Genomic DNA, 18,537 nt, shown 5'->3' with positions numbered 1-18,537 from the left:
GTTGAATGTGATTAAATCCGGTCCGTCCGCAATTCTGTCATAACCGTGCTCGCCTGAATTTCGGCTCCCGTCCGCCTCGGGCCTATCCAAGCACGCGGCGCAGATCCTGATGCCGGCGACACTGTCCCGACGTCTTGACAAGGTCAACTGGCTCGATGGTGCGTTCAGTGCGGGCGACCTGTCTCGCGCTGCTCAGGTTAAGAGCGTCGGGTATCCTGGACGAATATCCGAACCTCTCCGCCTATGTGATCCGTGGCGAAGCGCGGCCCGCAGGCCCTCGACGCTCAACTGGCGACCGGCTGATTGAGGATAGCGTAGCCGCGATCAGCTTCTCGTTCTTCATCTGCAGACGCAGAGTGCTCAGATTATGCTCCGTGCCCCCCGGGGCCCTAGATTCCCAGAGCGATCCCATCTTTCCTCGGCTCCGACGCGCCGGTCAGAGTGCCGTTCTCCCAGTCGATGCGGATCGCTTGAGCGCCGCCGATCGGCTCTTCCGCCGGAGTAAAGGTGAAGCCTCGCCGTTCGAGCTCGGCCTTAGTCGAGCCGTCAATCGTGTGCTCTGCCTCCACTCTCGTTCCGTTGGATGTCGGCATCACGCGCGGCAGATCGATCGCCCCCTGGAGGTCCATTCCGTAATCGAGGACCTTGGATATCAGATGGGCATGGCCGAGCGCCTGATAGTAGCCTCCCATGACGCCGAACGGCATTTCCACCCTGCCGTTGCGCGTCACCATACCGGGGATGATCGTGTGAAGCGGCCGTTTCGATGGCCCGATCTGATTGGGATGACCTGGCTTGAGCGAGAAGCTCTGGCCGCGATTATGCAGGATGACACCCGAGCGAGGAGAGACGAGGCCGGTGCCGAAACTATCGAAGATGGAGTTGATGAAGCTTACCGCATTTCGATTTCGGTCCACGATTGAGATATAGACCGTGTCGCGATGAAGCGGCATTTCGAAGGGTGGCAGGTCGGTCAGCGCCTTTCTCAGGTCGATCATTCCCGCAAGCCTGTCGGCCAGCTCGTCGGACAGCAGATGGTCAACCGGGACGTCCGCCTTTCCTGGATCAGCGATCCACGCGTCGCGGGCGGCATAGGCAAGGCGCGTTGCTTCTATCTCGACATGCAGCCGGTCAGCCGACTGCGGGTTCCCCTTTGCCTCGAAGCGGCTGAGGATGTTGAGGATCAGGAGCGCAATGATACCCTGGCCGTTCGGGGGACATTCGTGGATCGTGTAGCCGCGAAAATCAGTGGTCACTGGGGTCACATACTCGCCGCGTGCATTCGCGAAGTCTTCCAGCGTGTGGAGGCCGCCCAGCGAGCGCAGATAGGAGGCCATGTCCTCGGCCACTGGCCCCTCGTAGAAGCCTCTCCGCCCGTCGGCGGCTATGCGTTTGAGGGTTTCCGCGAGTTCGGGCTGTCTATGAACTTCACCGATTTTCGGCGCTCGCCCTGCAGGAAGGAATATCCGCGCTGCCGTAGGGTCCGCTGCCAGCAGTTCCTCCACCAACGACCAATCGCGATGGACGCGCGGAGTGATGGCGTAACCCTCCTCGGCAAACCGGATCGCCGGCGCAAGCACTTCGGCAAAGGGGAGATCTCCGTGATCGGCGTGGAGGCGTGTCCATGCGTCGATCGTCCCTGGGATTGTTACTGATGCTGGCGACTGGCGTGGCACGTCCGTCAGACCCCGCTCATTGAACCAGTCGGCAGTGAGGGCCGCCGGCGTGCGGCCGGACCCGTTATAGGCGAGGACCTTGTCGGAGCCGTTGGGCGCGTAGAGTACAAAGCAGTCGCCGCCGATACCGGTCGAACCAGGTTCCACGACGCACTGTACCGCGCAGGCGGCTATGCCGGCATCCATCGCATTACCGCCCGCCTCCAGAATCTGCAGCGCCGTGAGGGTGGCGGAAGGATGCGAGGTCGCCGCCATCGCATGGCGCGAGACAGCAACGGATCGTGTCGGCTTCTCGAAATTGCGCATTTCGTTATTTCTCTTGGTGATGACGGAGAGGCACCTGTCAGGCTCGCGCCCGGTAGGGTGTGAGCCAGGTTTCCAGCGCGTTTAGTGCCGAGATGATTGTGAAATTGATCGTGAGATAGATCGCGCCGGCGGCGACGAAGACCTCGACGGCTCGATAGGTTTGCGAAATGAGCCCCTGCGCGATGCCCGTCACCTCCATCAGCGTGATGATCGATGCAAGCGACGTGCCCTTTATCATGAGGATGATCTCGTTGCTGTAGCTCGGGATAGCCTGGCGTAGCGCCAACGGCAGGACGACGAGGCGCAATGTCAGGAGTCGTGACATGCCGAGGGCGGCGGCTGCCTCGGTCAGGCCACGCGGCACACCCTGTATCGCCCCCCGTAGGATTTCACTTCCATAGGCCGCGGTATTGAGGCTGAGCGCGATGATGGCGCACCAGTAGGGCTCGCGGAACAGCCACCAGAGTCCGACCGCCTGAAGCGAGGGACGGAACTGGCCGAGGCCGTAATAGATTAAGAAGATCTGGACGAGCAATGGCGTGCCGCGAAAGACCGCAACGAAGGAGCGTATGGGCCACACCAGTATCCTGTGGTTTCCCTGTTGGGCCAGTGCGAGCAGCAGGGCCAAGACAAAGCCGATTGCGATCGAGGAGCCTGCCAGTTGCAACGTCAATGGCAAGCCTGAGAGAATGGTGGGAATGATCTCCACAAAGAAGGCGAAGTCGATCATGCGTGGACCATCCCTCGCCACGCCCGAGCCTCGCCGTAGCGGAAGACCGAACCGGTCACGGCAGCGATGAGGAAGTAAAGCGTCGCGGCCGCTATATAAAAGACAAAGGGCTCCCGCATCGATCCAGCGCCGATCTGAGCTTGCCGCATCAACTCCACCAAGCCGATCACGGAGATCAAAGCTGAATCCTTGAGCACGAGCTGCCAAACGTTGCCAAGGCCCGGCAGGGCGTGCCGCATCAGTTGCGGCACGAGGACGAGGCGCAGGGATTGGAAGCGGGACAGGCCGAGCGCCTTGCAAGCCTCAAACTGGCCGAGATCGACGGCGAGATACGCGCCGCGATAGACCTCCGCCTGATAGGCGCCCGAAATGATGCCGATTGCCAGGACGCCCGTCGCAAATGCCGGCAGTCCGATGAAGCCGGCGCCGCCGAAGAATTTGCCGAGCTGCGTCAGGGCAATGCTTCCGCCGTAATACAGCAGATAGATCGTCAGCAGATCGGGTACGCCCCGAAACGCCGTGCCGTAGCCCTTGGCGAGCCATGACGGGAGAGCTCTCGCCGAGAGCCGGCCTCCTGCTGCCACTGCGCCGAAGACGGCGCCGAGCAGGAAGCCGAGGACGGAAAGCGCAAACGTCACGCCCGCTGCCAGCAGCAAGGCGCCGCCCCAGCCGCCCTTGCCCAGGGAAAGGATATGCAATGTATCCATCATGTGAACCGAATCTTGCAGCGCGGCGTCCGACCGGTCGATTTATACCAATCCGGCCGGACAGGTCCGTCCGTGCCTACTTGACCGGCGTCACGTCCGTTTTCACCCATTTCTCGGAGATGCGTTTGATGGTGCCATCGGTGATCGCGGCGCTGATCGCGTCGTTCAGCATCTCCTTGAGCTTGGTGTCTTCCTTGCGCAGTCCCGCACCAGTTCCGGCGCCGAACAGGCCGCCGACAAATCCCGGACCTGCAAGCGTGAAGCCGGAGAATTCAGGTTTTGCGAGCGTCGCGGCAAGTGCTGTCTTCTGAGCGAATATTGCATCGATGCGGCCCGCCGCCAAATCGAGATCATGCTGCTCGGTCGTCTTGTATTCGCGAATTTCCACCGTGTCGCCGAAGTATTTCTTCAGAAATTCGAGCATGGCCGTCGCCGCCTGGACGCCGACCACCTTGCCCTTCAGCAGCGGCTTCAACTTGTCGATGGCGGCCTTGGAAGCAGTCTCATCGTCCAGCTTGAATTTCTCAGCTGAAACGCCGAGTTTACCGAGGTCGCTATCCTTGGCGACTGCGAACCCGCCCGGATCGATCGCATAAGGCTGCGTGAAGTCGATGGTCTCAAGGCGTTTCGGCGTGATGAACATGCCGGCCATGATCACATCGAACTTGCCGACCTTCAGTGATGGAATAAGACCGTCCCAGTCCTGAGCGATGATGGTGCATTTGATTTTCATCCGTGCGCAAAGATCGTTGGCGAGGTCTATCTCCAAACCGTCGAGCTTGCCGTCTGCATTGGTAAAATTCCAGGGAGCGTAGGCACCCTCGGTGGCGATTGTTATAGCCTTTGGCGCGTCCTGTGCGAACGTGGTATGCACGAAGCTGAGCATGCCGAATACGGTCGCGACGGCGGCCATGCGATGAATTTTCATGTATGTTCCCCTTTCTTAGGCTGATCTGGCTGTTCCGGTGGCCGGTTCCGGTCTTTTGCCGGTTTAAGGCCATTTCTCCTGCCGGCTTTGATCACGGGCTCGGAGTCACGAACTCGGCCAGGATGGGTGCTGTGCCGAGAATATGATCTTGCATCACCTGTTCCGCGTGACGTTCGTCTCCGGAACGCAAGGCCGCGATAACCGTAGCATGCTCCTCGCGTGCAGAGAGCGGCTTGTCGGAGTCATCGAACCAGAGGCGCATGTAAGGCTCTATCACCACATGCAGTGCCGAAATCTGGTGGATGAGCTTGGGCCTGCGGCTGAGCGCACAGATTCGGCCATGAAATTCCTGATGGCGGACCACCCAGTCGCTGCTGCCGCTTTTGCCTGCGCGTTCCATGCGATCGAGCAGTCGCTCGAGCTCCTCCAGTTCCTCCTCATCGATCCGTGGCATCGCCAGCCTGACGGCGAGTCCCTCCAGAACCGAGCGTATTTCGAAAGTCTCGTAAAGCTCATCAACCGTCAGGCCGGCGACGACACATCCCCGATTAGGGCGCAGAACCACCAGTCCGTCGGAGGCCAGGCGTCGAAAGGCTTCCCGCACTGGCATGCGGCTCATGCCGATCTCGGCCGCAATCTCCTCGGGAATGAGGCGGTCGCCCGGTTTGTAGCGGCCGAGGCGAAGGGCTCGCTGGACATGCCTGTACGCCTCTTCCTCTGCGGTGGCGGACATGCGTGGCTCTACGGAAAAGGCTGCTGGCACTTTGGCACCCGAAAGTATTTTTGTATCCACGTATCATAAATCCGGATTTGGTAGCGGCGTCAATGCCCGGCAACGACGACACCTCTTAAGCCGAGACTAGCCGGCAGTGCACCTATCGGGACGTGCATTGGCGGGCCCGTTGGCAGTATTGGACATGTGTTCGATTTGCCGGCGTGCAGTGTTGACCGGGTTGATGATGCGTCGCTCGCGGACGTCTCCTCTAATTGCCACCCCATGCATTTGGTGCAATCTGCTTTCATGAAGATATCGGGATCCGATCTCCACCTGCTTCGCGTCTTTGAAAGCGTGGTCCGCAATGGCGGCATGTCTGCAGCACAGATGGAACTGTCGCTTAGCCAGCCCACGGTCTCCAACCATCTGACCGCGCTCGAACAGCGGCTAGGCGTGAAGTTGTGCGAACGGGGACGTCGCGGGTTCTCGCTCACTGAGGAAGGGCGTCGAGTTTACGAAATCAGTACGGAAATCACCGGGATGCTGGACACCAACTCGGCCCGGCTTTCGTACCTCAGAAGCGCGATGGCGGGGAAGGTCGGCGTCGGTATCGTCGACTGCATGGCGACCGACCCAAGTTTCCGGATTGCCGAAGCAATTGCCGAGCTTTCCGAAACCGCACCGGAAATCGAGTTGAATCTCAAAATCATGCGGCCCAATGATATAACGAAGGCGGTAGCCGAAAGCGACATAGACATTGGAATAGGTGGCTCCGACATCAAAGTCGCAAGCGTAAAATACCAAATCATCTACCGAGAAGAGCACGCGGTATTTTGCGGATCGACGCATCCGTTGTTTCAACGAAAAGACGAGACGATTACGAGTGCGGAATGCTACGGCCATCCCTGGGTACACAGAGGTTATTGGTATGGTATTCGGCGCCACCGCTTCGACGACTCATCCGCAAACCGCGTAACCTTTGACATTGAGGCGCAGCTTTTGATGGTTCTGTCAGGCGCCTACCTCGGGGTCCTGCCGCTACACTTTGCGAGCTTGTTCGAACAGCAGGGGCGTCTGCGCCGGCTTCCCATGGCCGATGAGGCCTATTTCGCCGACATCGAGGTCGCCACGCGCGCAGGCGAACAGGCTGCCAACGTCGCCTATGTCCGCGACACGATCATCAAGGCGCACCGGGTGCATTTGTAAAAACCAATGTATCGGTTCCCTGAATGATATTCTTCCCACGCCAGCAGAGGTCTAGCGTCTAGCACGGCTGGCGATGCGCAGGGCCAGCGATTCGGCCGCCGCGTCGAGCGTTTTGATCTTTGGCTTCAGGTTATGGAATGAGCACAGACGCTCTGCTGCTTCGCAACCTTCCCAATTTTTCGCTGGAAGCGACAAGGCGCGTCGTCGCAACCCGCTACGGGCTCGAGGGGACATACGGGCAACTGGCTTCCGAGCGCGATCTATCCTGGCGGATCGAGCGCACCGATGGTCGCGACGTCGTCGTCAAGATATCGAATGTAAGTGAGCCTGAAGGCGTCGTGGATATGCAGGTCAAAGCCCTGAACCATATCTTCGAGCGCAATCCGGACCTTCCGGTACCTCGTGTTGTTCCCTCCCTCGCGGGCGCCCCCTATGAATGGATCGAGGACGAGCGCGGCTCCCGGCACATGGTGCGTGTGCTTACTTTCCTTCCTGGGAAGGTCATGGAGCAGGTTGAGGAAGCGTTTTCCGCCGGCACCCGGTTCAACATAGGTGCAATGGTAGGACGGCTTGCCTACGCGCTGCGCGATTTTTTTCATCCATACGCGGACAGCAATGTGCACCTCTGGGACATTTCACGTGCCCTGTCTTTGCGCCCACAAATAGCAAAGATCTCCGATGCCGGGCTTCGGCAATTGTGCGAGGAGATTTTCGATCGCGCTGAGCGCTTTACCCTTCCCCAATTGCTGAAGACGCGCCGGCAACTCGTGCATCAGGATTCGCATGGCGGCAACATCCTGGTCGATCCAAGTGACAGTACATCCCCGGTGGGTATCATCGATTTTGGCGATATGGGCTATAATTCCATTGTTGCGGACATTGTGGCCGCCTCCGAGACATTCTCAAAATATGATGACGATCCGATCGCTTACCTTTGCGACGTGACATCAGGCTTCGATTCAACCTACCCGCTTGAAGAAAATGAGATTGATCTCATCTTCGATGCGATGCTCCTGCGTCTCGCGATGGCCACTGTCATCGTGGAAGCGAGAGAAGCCACGGATGAATCTGGCATCCGCCATATCGAAGACGCCAGCCACTACCCTCGAATGATGGAGTTGCTGAGCCGTCAAGGTCGGGCACAGGCGGTCCGCAGGCTTCGTCAGGCATGCCGGTTTCCGGTGTATGGCGCTATGAGCAACGATGGCGAGCGCCTCGCAGATGACTATGACGCGCTCACGCGTGAGCGCGAAGCTCACCTGGGGCCGATATGGCATTTCTACAACAAGCCTTTGCACATCACGCGCGCTGCCGGGGCCTGGATGTATGCCGCCGATGGCACCGCCTATCTGGATGTTTACAACAATGTCCCCCAGATTGGTCATTGCCATCCGCATGTGGCGAAAGCTATCTACCGCCAGGCCAGCGCGCTGAACACCAATACGCGCTACATGTGCGACGTGGCGGTCGAGTACGCAGCGCGCCTGACCGCCGACCTGCCTGATCACCTCGACACCTGCATCTTCGTCAACTCGGGCAGCGAAGCCAACGACCTGGCGATGCAGATAGCCATGTCGCTCAGCCGGCATGATGGCGGCTTGATCATCGATCAGGCCTACCATGGATGCACCGAACTCACGACGGCGCTCTCCAATGAAAGCTGGCGTCATCTTCCTGCCGAAGAGCATCCCAAACGGATTGAAACCCTGATCGCACCGGACATGTACAGGGGGCCTTACGCCAGCGACCCGCAAGCCGCTGAAAGGTACGCAGCCGACGCCGACCGGGCGATAGCCACCTTGAGCGAAAGGGGCCACAGGCCCGCAGCATTCATGGTAGACACCGCCTTGTGCTCGAGCGGGGTTTTGCAGGCGCCGAAAAACTATTTCAATCTCGTTGCGGAGAAGGTTCGCGCCGCGGGCGGCTTCGTCATTGCGGACGAGGTACAGGCCGGTTGTGGCCGCATGGGAACATTCTGGGGGTTCAGGGCAAATGGGCTAAAGGACGACAATGTCGACGTCATAACGATGGGCAAACCGGTCGGAAACGGCCACCCTCTCGGCGTTGTTATTCTCAGCTCTGCTCTCATGAAGCGGTTTCTCAATGGCACATATCCGCTTCTGTTCAGCACCTTTGGCGGCAATACCGTCGCATGCGCGGCCGGCATGGCCGTGCTTGATGTCATCGAGCGAGAAAGCGTGGTCAGGCGGAGCGCTGAGACAGGCGAATATCTGCGGCATGAACTGCGCCGCCTGGCTGAACGGTACGAAATCATCGGCGACATACGCGGCCGTGGTATGATGACCGGCGTTGAACTGGTGACCGATCGTCGCACCAAAGAGCCGGCAATTCAGCAAACCGATCGCCTTATAGAAGACATGCTTGCCCGAAGCATCCTTGTCGGCAAAGGGACGCCGAACACCCTCAAGCTCCGCCCGCCACTGATCTGGTCGGGAAGCGAGGTCGACATCTTCGTCAGCGCTTTTGAGGGCAGCTTAAGAAGCCAGCAATCAACCCTGCCAGGGACTCAGCTGGAATGATCTCTTTTTCCTGCGCAAGGAAGAAGATTGGTGACTGGTGTCAAGCTGGCCCTCGGACAATCGGGAACGATCGGCAGGTCAACAATGCTCGCCTTGACCTCGAGAGTGGAACACCTGGCCTGCCGGCGGAATGGCAGGCTGGACCAAACAGGAGAATCTTCATGAAGAAACAGCTATTCGGACTGGTTGTCACGATGACAGCTGCCCTGTTTTCCGCAGGCATCTCGTTGGCGCAGGAAAAGGTCGTCAACGTCTACAACTGGTCTGATTATATCGACAGTTCCATCCTTGAGGATTTCACCAAGGAGACCGGCATCAAGGTCGTCTATGACACCTTCGATTCGAATGAAATTCTTGAGACCAAACTGCTTGCCGGCGGGTCCGGCTATGACGTGGTGGTTCCCACCGGACCGTTCCTGGCCCGCCAGATTGAGGCCGGCGTGTTCCAGAAGCTCGACAAGTCCAAGCTGCCGAACCTCAAGAACATGTGGCCCGACGTGATGGCGCGCCTGGCCAAGTATGACCCGGGCAACCAATATGCCGTCAACTATATGTGGGGTACCACCGGCATCGGCTATAACGTCGACAAGGTGAAAGCCGTGCTCGGCGACGTGCCGATCGACAGCTGGGACGTGCTCTTCAAGCCGGAGAATGCGGCCAAACTAAACAGCTGTGGCATCAATATTGTCGATGCGCCCGAGGAGACTGTTGCCATTTCCATGAACTATCTCGGCAAGGATGGCGACAGCAAGAAGAAAGAGGACCTCGAAGCCGGCGGTGACGTCTATGTGAGAATCCGGACCTATGTCCGTACCTTCAACTCCTCTTCCTACATCAACGATCTGGCGAATGGCGACAAATGCATCAGCATCGGCTGGTCGGGTGACGTATTGCAGGCCAAGAACCGTGCCAAAGAAGCCAATAACGGGGTCAAGATCGAATACTTAATCCCTAAGGAAGGCACCTATATGTGGTTCGATAACTTGGCGATCCCTGCCGACGCCAAGCATGTCGATGAGGCGCACGCCTTCATTAACTACCTGATGCGGCCGGAAGTCATTGCCAAGGCAACCAACTATGTCCAAACAGCCAACGGCAATCTCGCCTCGCAGAAGTTCATGGACGAAGCAGTGTTGAAGAACACGTCAGTTTACCCGACGGAGGAGACGCTCAAGAAGCTTTTCACGATTTCTCCCTACGGGTCCAAGGAGCAGCGCGTACTCAACCGCCTCTGGACCCTGATCAAGACGGGCAGCTAAACGGAATATGGATGGCGCGGTCACCGCCATTTTTCGAGCGGCGCCTCGGGGTGGAGGTCTGCCGCCACGTGATATCCGCGCGACGGAAGAATGGCAGAGGGACATGGCGAAATCTGTTGGGCCGGTAAATAGTAGGGCCGACCCGAATCCAGAGCCATTCATATTAATCGCCGACTTTGCTCCTATTTCAACTTTGGAGGGACAATGGCGTTCCCGGATCTGATCCAACCCGAACTGGGCGCTTATGTCAGCAATGTCCCCATGCCGGGCGACTTTGCTCAGTTCTGGACGTCGACTATCGCCGAGGCCCGCCAGGCCGGCGACGAGGTCAGTATCGTGCAGGCGCACACGACGCTCAAGGCGGTCCAGTCCTTCGACGTCACGTTTCCGGGATTTGGCGGTCATCCGATCAAAGGATGGCTAATCTTGCCGACGCATCGCAAGGGGCGGCTGCCCCTCGTCGTGCAGTATATAGGCTATGGCGGCGGCCGCGGCTTGGCGCATGAGCAACTGCATTGGGCGGCGTCAGGTTTTGCCTATTTCCGAATGGATACACGTGGGCAGGGAAGCGACTGGAGCGTCGGTGAGACCGCGGATCCGGTCGGCTCGACCTCATCCATTCCTGGCTTTATGACGCGTGGCGTTCTGGATAAGAATGACTACTATTACCGGCGGCTGCTCACCGATGGTGTGCGGGCGATAGATGCGCTCATAGGGAAGGACTTCATCGATCCCGAACGCATCGCGGTTTGCGGTGACAGCCAGGGCGGCGGTATTTCACTCGCCGTTGGCGGCCTCGACCCGCGTGTCAAGGCCGTAATGCCTGACGTGCCATTTCTGTGCGACTTCCCGCGCGCTGTGCAGACTGCCGTGCGCGATCCCTATTTGGAGATCGTTCGTTTTCTGGCGCAGCATCGTGAAAAGAAGGCGAAAGTCTTTGAAACGCTCAACTATTTCGATTGCGTCAACTTCGCCCGGCAGTCCAAGGCGACAGCGCTGTTTTCGGTGGCCCTGATGGACGAAGTCTGCCCGCCCTCTACAGTTTATGGCGCGTTCAATGCCTACACGGGGGAAAAGGCCATCGTAGAATACGAATTCAACAACCATGAAGGCGGGCAAGGCTACCAGGAGCGCGAACAGATGGCGTGGCTCAGCGCTCTGTTCGGTGTCAGCTGACGTGAGCGGCCCAGCACTGGGCGTTTGACCTTCACAGGGCGCCTCTGCTTGTCCGGGCAACTAAGCTCTAACCGGCTATCAGCCGCTATGTTGCTCTACGCACTTCCACCCCTGCAAGCAGCACCCCGGCATGCGCTTTGAGGGGCCTGCGGCAACCTAGCCGCTCAACGACGTCGGAGCACTTATGTAACCGCCCCGGCAGAGTCCGGCGCGAGCTTGATTGCCATCGGCCTCTCCCTGCTCGGTGTCAGCTTACCTAGTCCTCGGCCCTAGGACCGGACAGGCAGCAATCGGCCCCACTGCGGTCATTCTGGGACTGGCGGCGGATGAGCCTAGATATCCCTCAGATCGGCTCTTCGAGCAGCGGTTCTGTCCCCTTCGGCCAGGTACTCGTGTCGATCGGCACTAGAAATTCGAAGTCGTCGAGCCTGTCCTCACCTTCGAGCCGGCAGACGACAGCATCCTTTCCGACCCGGACAATCAGCGGCTGGAAATCTTCAGAGTGGATCGCCCACCAATAGCCTTCTAGGCCACTCCACCCGAGTCCATGATCACCGAGATGCAGCCGAAGTTGGACTCGCAGGTCTGGATGTCGCTCAATATCTGTTGGCAGGTCTCGATCGGGACGGTCGCAAAATCTACCGTTGGCCGCTCTATGACAATGTACCCAGGTACATTGTCATCTAACCAGTTTTGGAGGCCGAGGCCTTTTTTGTAGAACGAGTAGAAAGACCACTCACTCATGTTCTCTTTGGGCTTTGTGCCAAGCATTGAAATGATGACGCGGCATGCCGTAGGCAGCCCGTGAAGCCAATCGACAATCTGCAGATCGGACACCTTTGCGTGGGCAGAGGCGTCATTCCCTGTTCGACCTGGTCGGGCAGCCGTACAAAACCTTGCACCGCCGTGGACGGGCGGGAGTTGCCAGTGACGAAGCCGAAATGGCTTACTCATGTGTTTGCGAATTGAGTTTGTCGATGGTCGTTCAGGCAGTGGCCCTCCGCCAGATATGGCCATACTTGGATCCTTCGCGAGGGCCAATAACAAAGCCTAAGCAATGTGCCGCGATCTCGGCCGTAGCGACCAGCATCTCCTGTTCCAGAAGCAGACATTGCGGACACGGCATTCCCGACGTGATCGGCGAAGCTAGACACGACTATCCCGCATGATGCGATATACAGTTGCATCACCCTCCACGCCTCGAAGCGGCGCGTCAAAAGCCTCGACACGATGACCGGCAAGCATTTCGCGAACCCCGGGCGCTGAATAGAGCGCCTCAGAAATGCAGACCTGTCCGGCTTCTGCCAAGGACTGCACGCGCGCGGCGACATTCACGGTCTGGCCGAAATAGTCGAGGTTGTCGTTGAGCGTCACGGCGATCGACGGGCCACAGTGGGCCCCGATCTTGAGGATGATCCCCGGCCCGTCATGGTCGCCGTTGAACCGATCGATCTCTTCAAAGATGTGGAGTGCAGCCGATGTCGCATCCGAGGGCCGCGAGAATACAGCCATCACGGCATCCCCAATCGTCTTGACCACCGCACCGCAATGTTGCTGAACCGCGGCGTTGACCAGAGCGAAATGCTCGCGGACCAAAGCATAGGCGTTGAGGTCACCCAGGCGCTCATACATGGCGGTCGAACCCTTGAGGTCCGTGAACAGGAAGGTGATCTGCCGGATGCCGAGCCCCTCCTTCTCGTCGACACGTTCGGACCGAAAGAGCTGGCGAAAGGTTTGCCGCGCAAGCAGCGCTCCACCGGAAACATAAGGGTCGAAATCGAGCGCCGGTTTGGCCTTCAACGCGACAAGCTCGGGCGGCCAGTTGATAACAAGCAACGAACCTCGCACTGGCCCGCTATTCGCTACCTCAATAACGATCGGGCCAGGTGGCACGGTGGGCAGCGCCGGCAAGAAGCGTTTGCCGTCATAATCGACCTTCAGAAGTGTCGGCGCCAACACCGGATCGCCTGATATTGGCACGGCGAATGCGGCCTGTGTCTGCACGTTGACGCCCGAAAGGGCGCCCGGTCCCAGGTCGGCGGGGAGCACTGTGGTGGTGCCGGGCGGCAGAAACGTCATGCCCCGGACGAAGCCGCGCAGAACGTCAAGAAAGCGAACGTCTTGCCCCGGTAGCCGCCCGTCATGTCCGAAGTGGAGCTTCCAGTGATAATCCTCGACCGGGAGCGTCTCGGGATCGTGGTAAGACAGGCGCCGTAACTTCGGCGATACCGAGAAGGTGACCTCGATGAAGTCGTCGAGGTCGGTGTCGCCCGATACGTCGCACAGGCCACAGACGTAGTGGGTCTTCAGTGTTCGCAGGGCGCCGAAACTATCGAGCACCATCCCGGACTGGGGACACAGCACATCCCAGCTCATGTCGAACAAGCCACAGCGGGCGGCGTGAAGGAAGAGGTCGATTGCTTCAGGCTCGGCGATTGCGCGGTCGCGAGCAAAGCTCAGTGGATTAACGCGATAGAGTGCGTGGTCGTCGGCGCTCCTGATCAGCGTCTCGAATTTCGAGATGACGCGTGGGCTCCAGGCTCGCGCCTGCTCCACCTTGGTCATCTTGCTTTCGAGAAGACGATCGTCGACTACCGTCACACCGGATCCTCAGCCTTGCCGCGCGACAGCGTACTAAAAAACCAGAGCGATGCGAATGGATTCGAAAGCGTCTGCCGGCACAGGAGAGATGCTTAGCCGCCCACCGTTCCCGTTCCCGCTCCCGGAGGGTGCAGCGATGATGGGGGTCGATCGGCATCTCGATCTTGGTGGTCTGCGAGCCGAGTTAAGCCGTTCTACACAGGACGGGGCCGTCGGTCGGTCGATCCGGATGCGGATTGTCGGCTAGGCGATGAGCATACGTCCGTCCGCCTTGGGCACGGATTGCTATCCGCTTGGATGCGCGTCCGGCATATGCGACCTCTCAACATACCGCGATCACAGTCGCATTAGGAACAATCGGAGATTTGGCTAGAAAATGCCGACGAAAGACGGTGAGAAACGCTGTCAGCCGCAGCAGGAAAGCGTCATCAATTGCAGAGGTGCAGTATTTTCCTAACAGAATTAGCAGCGACTTAACCCATTATTTCAGATGGCACTTGTCCTAAGTAAAACGATTTGATATCCAGCTGTAGCAACCGGGGGGTTATCAAAATGTCAAAGCGCAGTTTTCTGTCACCAATGGCCTTGTCGGCCACTATGATTCTTGGCACCCAAGTTCAGGCTGCAGTCCTTGTCGAATCGGCAAATCAGCCTTCGACCAAGCTCGCTGAAGCTGGCACTGTTCCGGCGGAACTCGGCTACGGTGAGGTGCTCGACCGCTCAAATGGTACAGACGTCATCATGGCGTACCACACCAGCCATTCGAGCCATGCTAGTCACGGGTCTCACTGCTCTGGCTATAGCTATTGTTGATGTCGGACACCTCTCGCGATAGCGAGCTCGTCCAGACTGCCCAAGTCAAGTTTGATCTGTCAGTCTTCAGCCTCGACTGTGTGAAGCGCGCAGCGTATCGGGTAACCGGAAATGCTGCGGTTGAGATCACGATCGAAGGCGGCTTCGCAGTATGCACGATCAACTTCAGTAAGGCGGCCGTGCAAGCTTCGGCCGACGCAGCGATAGAAAGGCTGCGGCTGGAGGTCTTGGATCAGGACCTGCGTAGCAGCATCGCCGCCGACACCGCCACGGTTAGAAACGCGATACTGGCGCTGGCGTTTTCCAGATCGGGCCTACAGTCCGATGACTAAGTTTGCTCCGGCAACTGAGTTCCAACGACCGTTGGACGACACATACCAGCTCGCGTACTTCCGTTTTTCCCAGCTGGACGACGAGCGGTATGTGCTAACCAACCAAGCGGGCGAGTATTTGGTTCTCCCCCGATCGGTGCTGTCTTCCTTTGTCAAGCACGAGCTCCCCAGCACACATCCAGCCTACTCCCGCCTTCGCAGCAGGCAGTTCCTCTTTGATGCATCCTCCAACATCGGCCAGGAACTGCTGGCGTTGAAGGTTCGGACCAAGGCGAGGAGGCTTGAGAATTTTACCTCGCTTCACATTATGGTCGTATCTCTGCGTTGCGAGCACTCCTGCCCCTATTGTCAGGTATCCCGTCAAAGCGAAGATCGTTCAGCCTTCGATATGTCCGAAGAGACTGCTAAGAAGGCCTTGGCGCTCATTTTCCAATCCCCAAGTCCGGCTATCAAAATCGAGTTCCAGGGTGGCGAGCCGCTTCTGAATTTCCCACTTGTCCAACACGTCGTCCACCGGGCTGAAGAGATTAACAAGGCCGCCGGGCGATCCTTGCAGTTCGTCATCACGACGAACCTCGCTGTTGTTACGGACGAAATCTTGGAGTTTTGCCGCGAGCACAGCGTTCTGATTTCTACGTCGCTCGATGGTCCAGCCTCTCTTCACAACGCAAATCGACCGCGCCCGGGAAAGAACAGCTACGAACTGGCCGTGGCAGGAATACACAAAGCGAGACTGGCCCTTGGCCATGAGCGCGTGAGCGCACTTATGACGACCACGAAGGCCAGCCTTTCACTGGTGCGCGAGATCATTGACGAATACGTCCGGCTAGATTTCCCCGGAATATTTCTTCGGCCACTTTCTCCATACGGTTTTGCGGTCAAGACGAAATCATACGCGGCCTACGACGTGGATCGCTGGCTCGACTTCTACTTTGATGGACTGAACTACATCCTGGAACTGAATCGGAATGGTATTCCCTTCAAGGAGTTTTACGCAGCCACCATCCTCACAAAGATGCTCACGCCTTTCGAACCGGGATATGTGGACCTGATGAGCCCGGCAGGCATCGGCATCTCCGCGGTCGTCTACAACTATGACGCCAGCGTCTACGCGTCCGATGAAGCGCGAATGTTGGCCGAAATGGGCGACAAGACATTTCTGCTCGGGAATGTCCACGAAAACACCTACGGTGAGATTTTCGGGTCTGACGCTCTCCTCGATCCTATCGAGCAGTCTTTTGCAGGCTCCGTACCGATGTGCGCCGACTGCGCTTACGAACCGTTCTGTGGCTCCGATCCAGTGTTCCATACCGCAACGCAGGGCGACTTTGTTGGCCTCAAAACGCGCTCGGGATTCTGCAATCGCAACATGTCGATCTTCAAGAGGCTAATCGACCTCATGGAGAGGGACGTTGCCGCCCGGGAACTCTTTCTAAGTTGGGCGAATTAGGATGTTGCGACTGAGTGGCTTCGCTGCGTCAGCAAGCGTCGGTGATTTCTCTCAGCGAGTGGCACTTAGGCTCGTGACGGGCCAAGCTGATCAAGCGCCCAATCCGGAGCATGATGCGTATCTTTTCAAGGGGCAGGCGTTTCATCTTGAATGCCAGTGGGTTGTCACCTTTGAGGAGCACCGGCCGGAGGCTGAGCGACTGTTTTCAGACCGACGACTAGTCGTTCTGCCCCACGAGTTCGACTACCTCAGCGAGGGAGACGTTATCCGCTTTGTGCCGGATCGGAAAGCAGTGCGTGTCCTGTTCAGAAAGGATGCCAACGCGAACTATTTCCTCGTAACGGAGCGGTGCAACCACCTGTGCTTGATGTGCTCCCAGCCACCCAAAGACGTTGACGATCGCTGGTTGGCGCGGGAGATTTTGGATGTGTTGCCATTGCTGCCCGCAACGACCCCGTTTCTCGGGATCACTGGCGGTGAGCCAACGCTGGTGGGTGAGGACTTTTTTGACATTTTGTCCTCGGCTCGTGACCACCTTCCTACGACGCCAATTCATATTCTTTCCAATGGCCGGACGTTTAAGGACAAGGCGTTTGCTGAGCGGTATCAAGCAATTGGACATCGCCGCCTTTCGGTCGGCATACCGATCTATTCCGCCGACCCGGAAGTTCACGATTACGTGGTTCAGTCCAAGGGCGCTTTTGACGAAACAATCCGCGGAATCATGAACCTGAAGTCCGTCGGGGCTGAGGTTGAGATACGAGTTGTCGTTCACAAGCAGACCTATGAAGGTCTCGCCGACCTGTCAGATTTCATTTTTAGAAATCTCACCTTCGTAGACCACGTGACGTTCATGGGGCTGGAGATCACTGGCTTCACAAGGGCAAATATGGATAAGCTCTGGATGGACCCGTACGACTATCGAAGTGAGTTGCGGGCGGCTGTGCAATATCTGGCTGCGGCCAGGATCAATGTTTCAGTCTATAATCACCAGCTCTGTCTTCTTGATGGCTCCATCCATCAGTACGCAAAACGCTCGATCAGCGATTGGAAAAATGAATACACCGATGAGTGCAGCAGCTGCTCCCTACGCAATAAGTGTGGCGGCTTCTTTTCATCCAGCAGCCTCGCAAAAAGCTCTCACATCACGGCGTTCCAATAATAGAACACCGATGTGCATCGGGACTTTCACGAAACCCGATTCAAAAGCTAAGGCCGTCCAATGCGAAGCTACTTGAGAAACTTTCTCGCGCTAATTGTCATCCTCAGCTTCACGACAGCGTCAATCGCAGATGATTTCAATGCCATTCTATTCGGTCATTCAGTCGAAATTTACGGCGAGACCGAGGAGACGATGCATCTTGACGGAAATACGCATATGGCGACTGGGACCGTGAAGTGGTTCAACAGCACCAAGGGTTTTGGATTCATCCAGCCTGATAATGGTGGTCAGGACGTTTTCGTCCATATTTCCGCTGTCGAACGCGCGGGTCTTTCGACCCTGGTCGATGGCCAGAAGATCAACTTTGAGATCGAGCAGGACCGCCGTACGGGCAAGTCCTCAGCGGGCAATCTCAGCAAAGCAGGCTGATTGTTTCTCGCGCGCCCCGGCACAAGCCGGAATGACGCGGCAAGTCACGGATGTACTGGCAGTCGCTCGACAAGAGCGCGCGGGAATATGGTTCAATCGGAAGGCCGGGGCAGCAAATTGCTGCAAGCTGTGAAACCAAATTGTTTGCAAAGGGAAGGCGGGGTTATTCCCGCCTTTTTTTGTCCGGACTAAATAGGCCGATGGATCTGCAGCAATCAGGCCGCGGTCTTCGTGCTCGTCCGCTTCACCGGCGCCGGCTTTTCCGGTTTGTGAATCGGCGTGCAAACTTGACCCCATAAGCCGGGGAATCGGCGTCCAATTTTGACCCCCCTGATGCTTTGATTTGCGACCATCAGCTCGTCGTGGCGAGCGGATGGTGTGGGGATGAAGTCGGTGGATACGATTGCCCGGGTTCGGCGCGCATTCCATGTGCAGGGATGGTCGCTCAAGCGGATTTGCCGCGAACTGCATGTGTCGCGGAACACCGTCCGCAAGATTCTCAGATCC

The 18,537-nt window shown here is 57.9% G+C and carries 15 protein-coding genes and 1 pseudogene; 10 read left to right on the top strand and 6 right to left on the bottom strand.

All coding sequences use genetic code 11. From position 1 onward, the window contains the following. Positions 1-121 precede the first annotated feature (121 nt). A pseudogene (locus tag NKJ89_RS34410) lies at positions 122-281 on the top strand (glutathione S-transferase family protein); the annotation flags it as partial. A gap of 108 nt (positions 282-389) precedes the next feature. Here the strand turns inward: NKJ89_RS34410 and ggt are convergent. From ggt to NKJ89_RS34385, 5 genes are all read right to left on the bottom strand, one after another. Beyond that, a complete protein-coding gene (gene ggt, locus NKJ89_RS34405) occupies positions 390-1,982 on the bottom strand; it encodes a gamma-glutamyltransferase (RefSeq protein WP_352608877.1) in 1,593 nt (530 codons plus the stop codon). Between the two features lie 37 nt (positions 1,983-2,019). Then, positions 2,020-2,712, bottom strand: coding sequence for an ABC transporter permease (locus NKJ89_RS34400; protein ID WP_352608876.1), 693 nt, complete (start codon positions 2,710-2,712; stop codon positions 2,020-2,022). Further along, entirely contained in the window at positions 2,709-3,422 is a 714-nt protein-coding gene (locus NKJ89_RS34395; protein WP_352608875.1) for an ABC transporter permease, read from the bottom strand. Before NKJ89_RS34395 ends, NKJ89_RS34400 begins: the two co-directional genes overlap by 4 nt. Positions 3,423-3,495: 73 nt before the next feature. Next, positions 3,496-4,347: a transporter substrate-binding domain-containing protein gene (locus NKJ89_RS34390; protein WP_352608874.1), complete on the bottom strand. Its 852-nt coding sequence runs from the start codon at positions 4,345-4,347 to the stop codon at positions 3,496-3,498. A gap of 91 nt (positions 4,348-4,438) precedes the next feature. Next, on the bottom strand, positions 4,439-5,080 hold the full coding sequence (locus NKJ89_RS34385; RefSeq protein ID WP_352608873.1) for a GntR family transcriptional regulator: 642 nt from the start codon (positions 5,078-5,080) through the stop codon (positions 4,439-4,441). Between the two features lie 186 nt (positions 5,081-5,266). On the opposite strand from NKJ89_RS34385, the gene NKJ89_RS34380 reads away from it, so the two are divergent. From NKJ89_RS34380 to NKJ89_RS34365, 4 genes are all read left to right on the top strand, one after another. Further along, on the top strand, positions 5,267-6,268 hold the full coding sequence (locus NKJ89_RS34380) for a LysR family transcriptional regulator (protein ID WP_352608872.1): 1,002 nt from the start codon (positions 5,267-5,269) through the stop codon (positions 6,266-6,268). 137 nt (positions 6,269-6,405) lie between these two features. Then, a complete protein-coding gene (locus NKJ89_RS34375; protein ID WP_352608871.1) occupies positions 6,406-8,808 on the top strand; it encodes an aminotransferase class III-fold pyridoxal phosphate-dependent enzyme in 2,403 nt (800 codons plus the stop codon). 161 nt (positions 8,809-8,969) lie between these two features. Continuing rightward, the gene (locus tag NKJ89_RS34370) at positions 8,970-10,067 is read left to right on the top strand and encodes a polyamine ABC transporter substrate-binding protein (RefSeq protein ID WP_352608870.1); all 1,098 of its coding nucleotides are present in this window, start codon (positions 8,970-8,972) and stop codon (positions 10,065-10,067) included. A gap of 204 nt (positions 10,068-10,271) precedes the next feature. Beyond that, positions 10,272-11,243 carry an acetylxylan esterase gene (locus tag NKJ89_RS34365; protein ID WP_352608869.1) on the top strand — a complete coding sequence of 324 codons (972 nt, stop codon included), beginning with the start codon at positions 10,272-10,274 and terminating at the stop codon, positions 11,241-11,243. A gap of 1,146 nt (positions 11,244-12,389) precedes the next feature. Here the strand turns inward: NKJ89_RS34365 and NKJ89_RS34360 are convergent. Continuing rightward, positions 12,390-13,844 carry an adenylate/guanylate cyclase domain-containing protein gene (locus NKJ89_RS34360; protein WP_352608868.1) on the bottom strand — a complete coding sequence of 485 codons (1,455 nt, stop codon included), beginning with the start codon at positions 13,842-13,844 and terminating at the stop codon, positions 12,390-12,392. An 812-nt stretch (positions 13,845-14,656) separates the two neighbouring features. On the opposite strand from NKJ89_RS34360, the gene NKJ89_RS34355 reads away from it, so the two are divergent. The 5 genes from NKJ89_RS34355 to NKJ89_RS34335 all read left to right on the top strand — a co-directional run. Then, the gene (locus NKJ89_RS34355; protein ID WP_352608867.1) at positions 14,657-14,989 is read left to right on the top strand and encodes an HxsD-related protein; all 333 of its coding nucleotides are present in this window, start codon (positions 14,657-14,659) and stop codon (positions 14,987-14,989) included. Between the two features lie 31 nt (positions 14,990-15,020). Further along, a complete protein-coding gene (gene hxsB, locus NKJ89_RS34350; protein ID WP_352608866.1) occupies positions 15,021-16,439 on the top strand; it encodes a His-Xaa-Ser system radical SAM maturase HxsB in 1,419 nt (472 codons plus the stop codon). 1 nt (position 16,440) lies between these two features. Next, entirely contained in the window at positions 16,441-17,601 is a 1,161-nt protein-coding gene (hxsC, locus tag NKJ89_RS34345) for a His-Xaa-Ser system radical SAM maturase HxsC (RefSeq protein WP_352608865.1), read from the top strand. Positions 17,602-17,817: 216 nt separating this feature from the next. Then, on the top strand, positions 17,818-18,030 hold the full coding sequence (locus NKJ89_RS34340) for a cold-shock protein (RefSeq protein ID WP_282753690.1): 213 nt from the start codon (positions 17,818-17,820) through the stop codon (positions 18,028-18,030). 384 nt (positions 18,031-18,414) lie between these two features. Further along, positions 18,415-18,537: helix-turn-helix domain-containing protein (locus NKJ89_RS34335; protein ID WP_352608878.1), on the top strand; the 123-nt coding region annotated here is incomplete at its 3' end.

The organism is Mesorhizobium sp. M0047, assembly GCF_040323315.1.
In the GTDB taxonomy this organism is placed as follows: Bacteria; Pseudomonadota; Alphaproteobacteria; order Rhizobiales; family Rhizobiaceae; genus Mesorhizobium.
The sequence above is the reverse complement of the archived record's forward strand: the minus strand, read 5'-3'. Positions and strand labels throughout refer to the sequence as shown.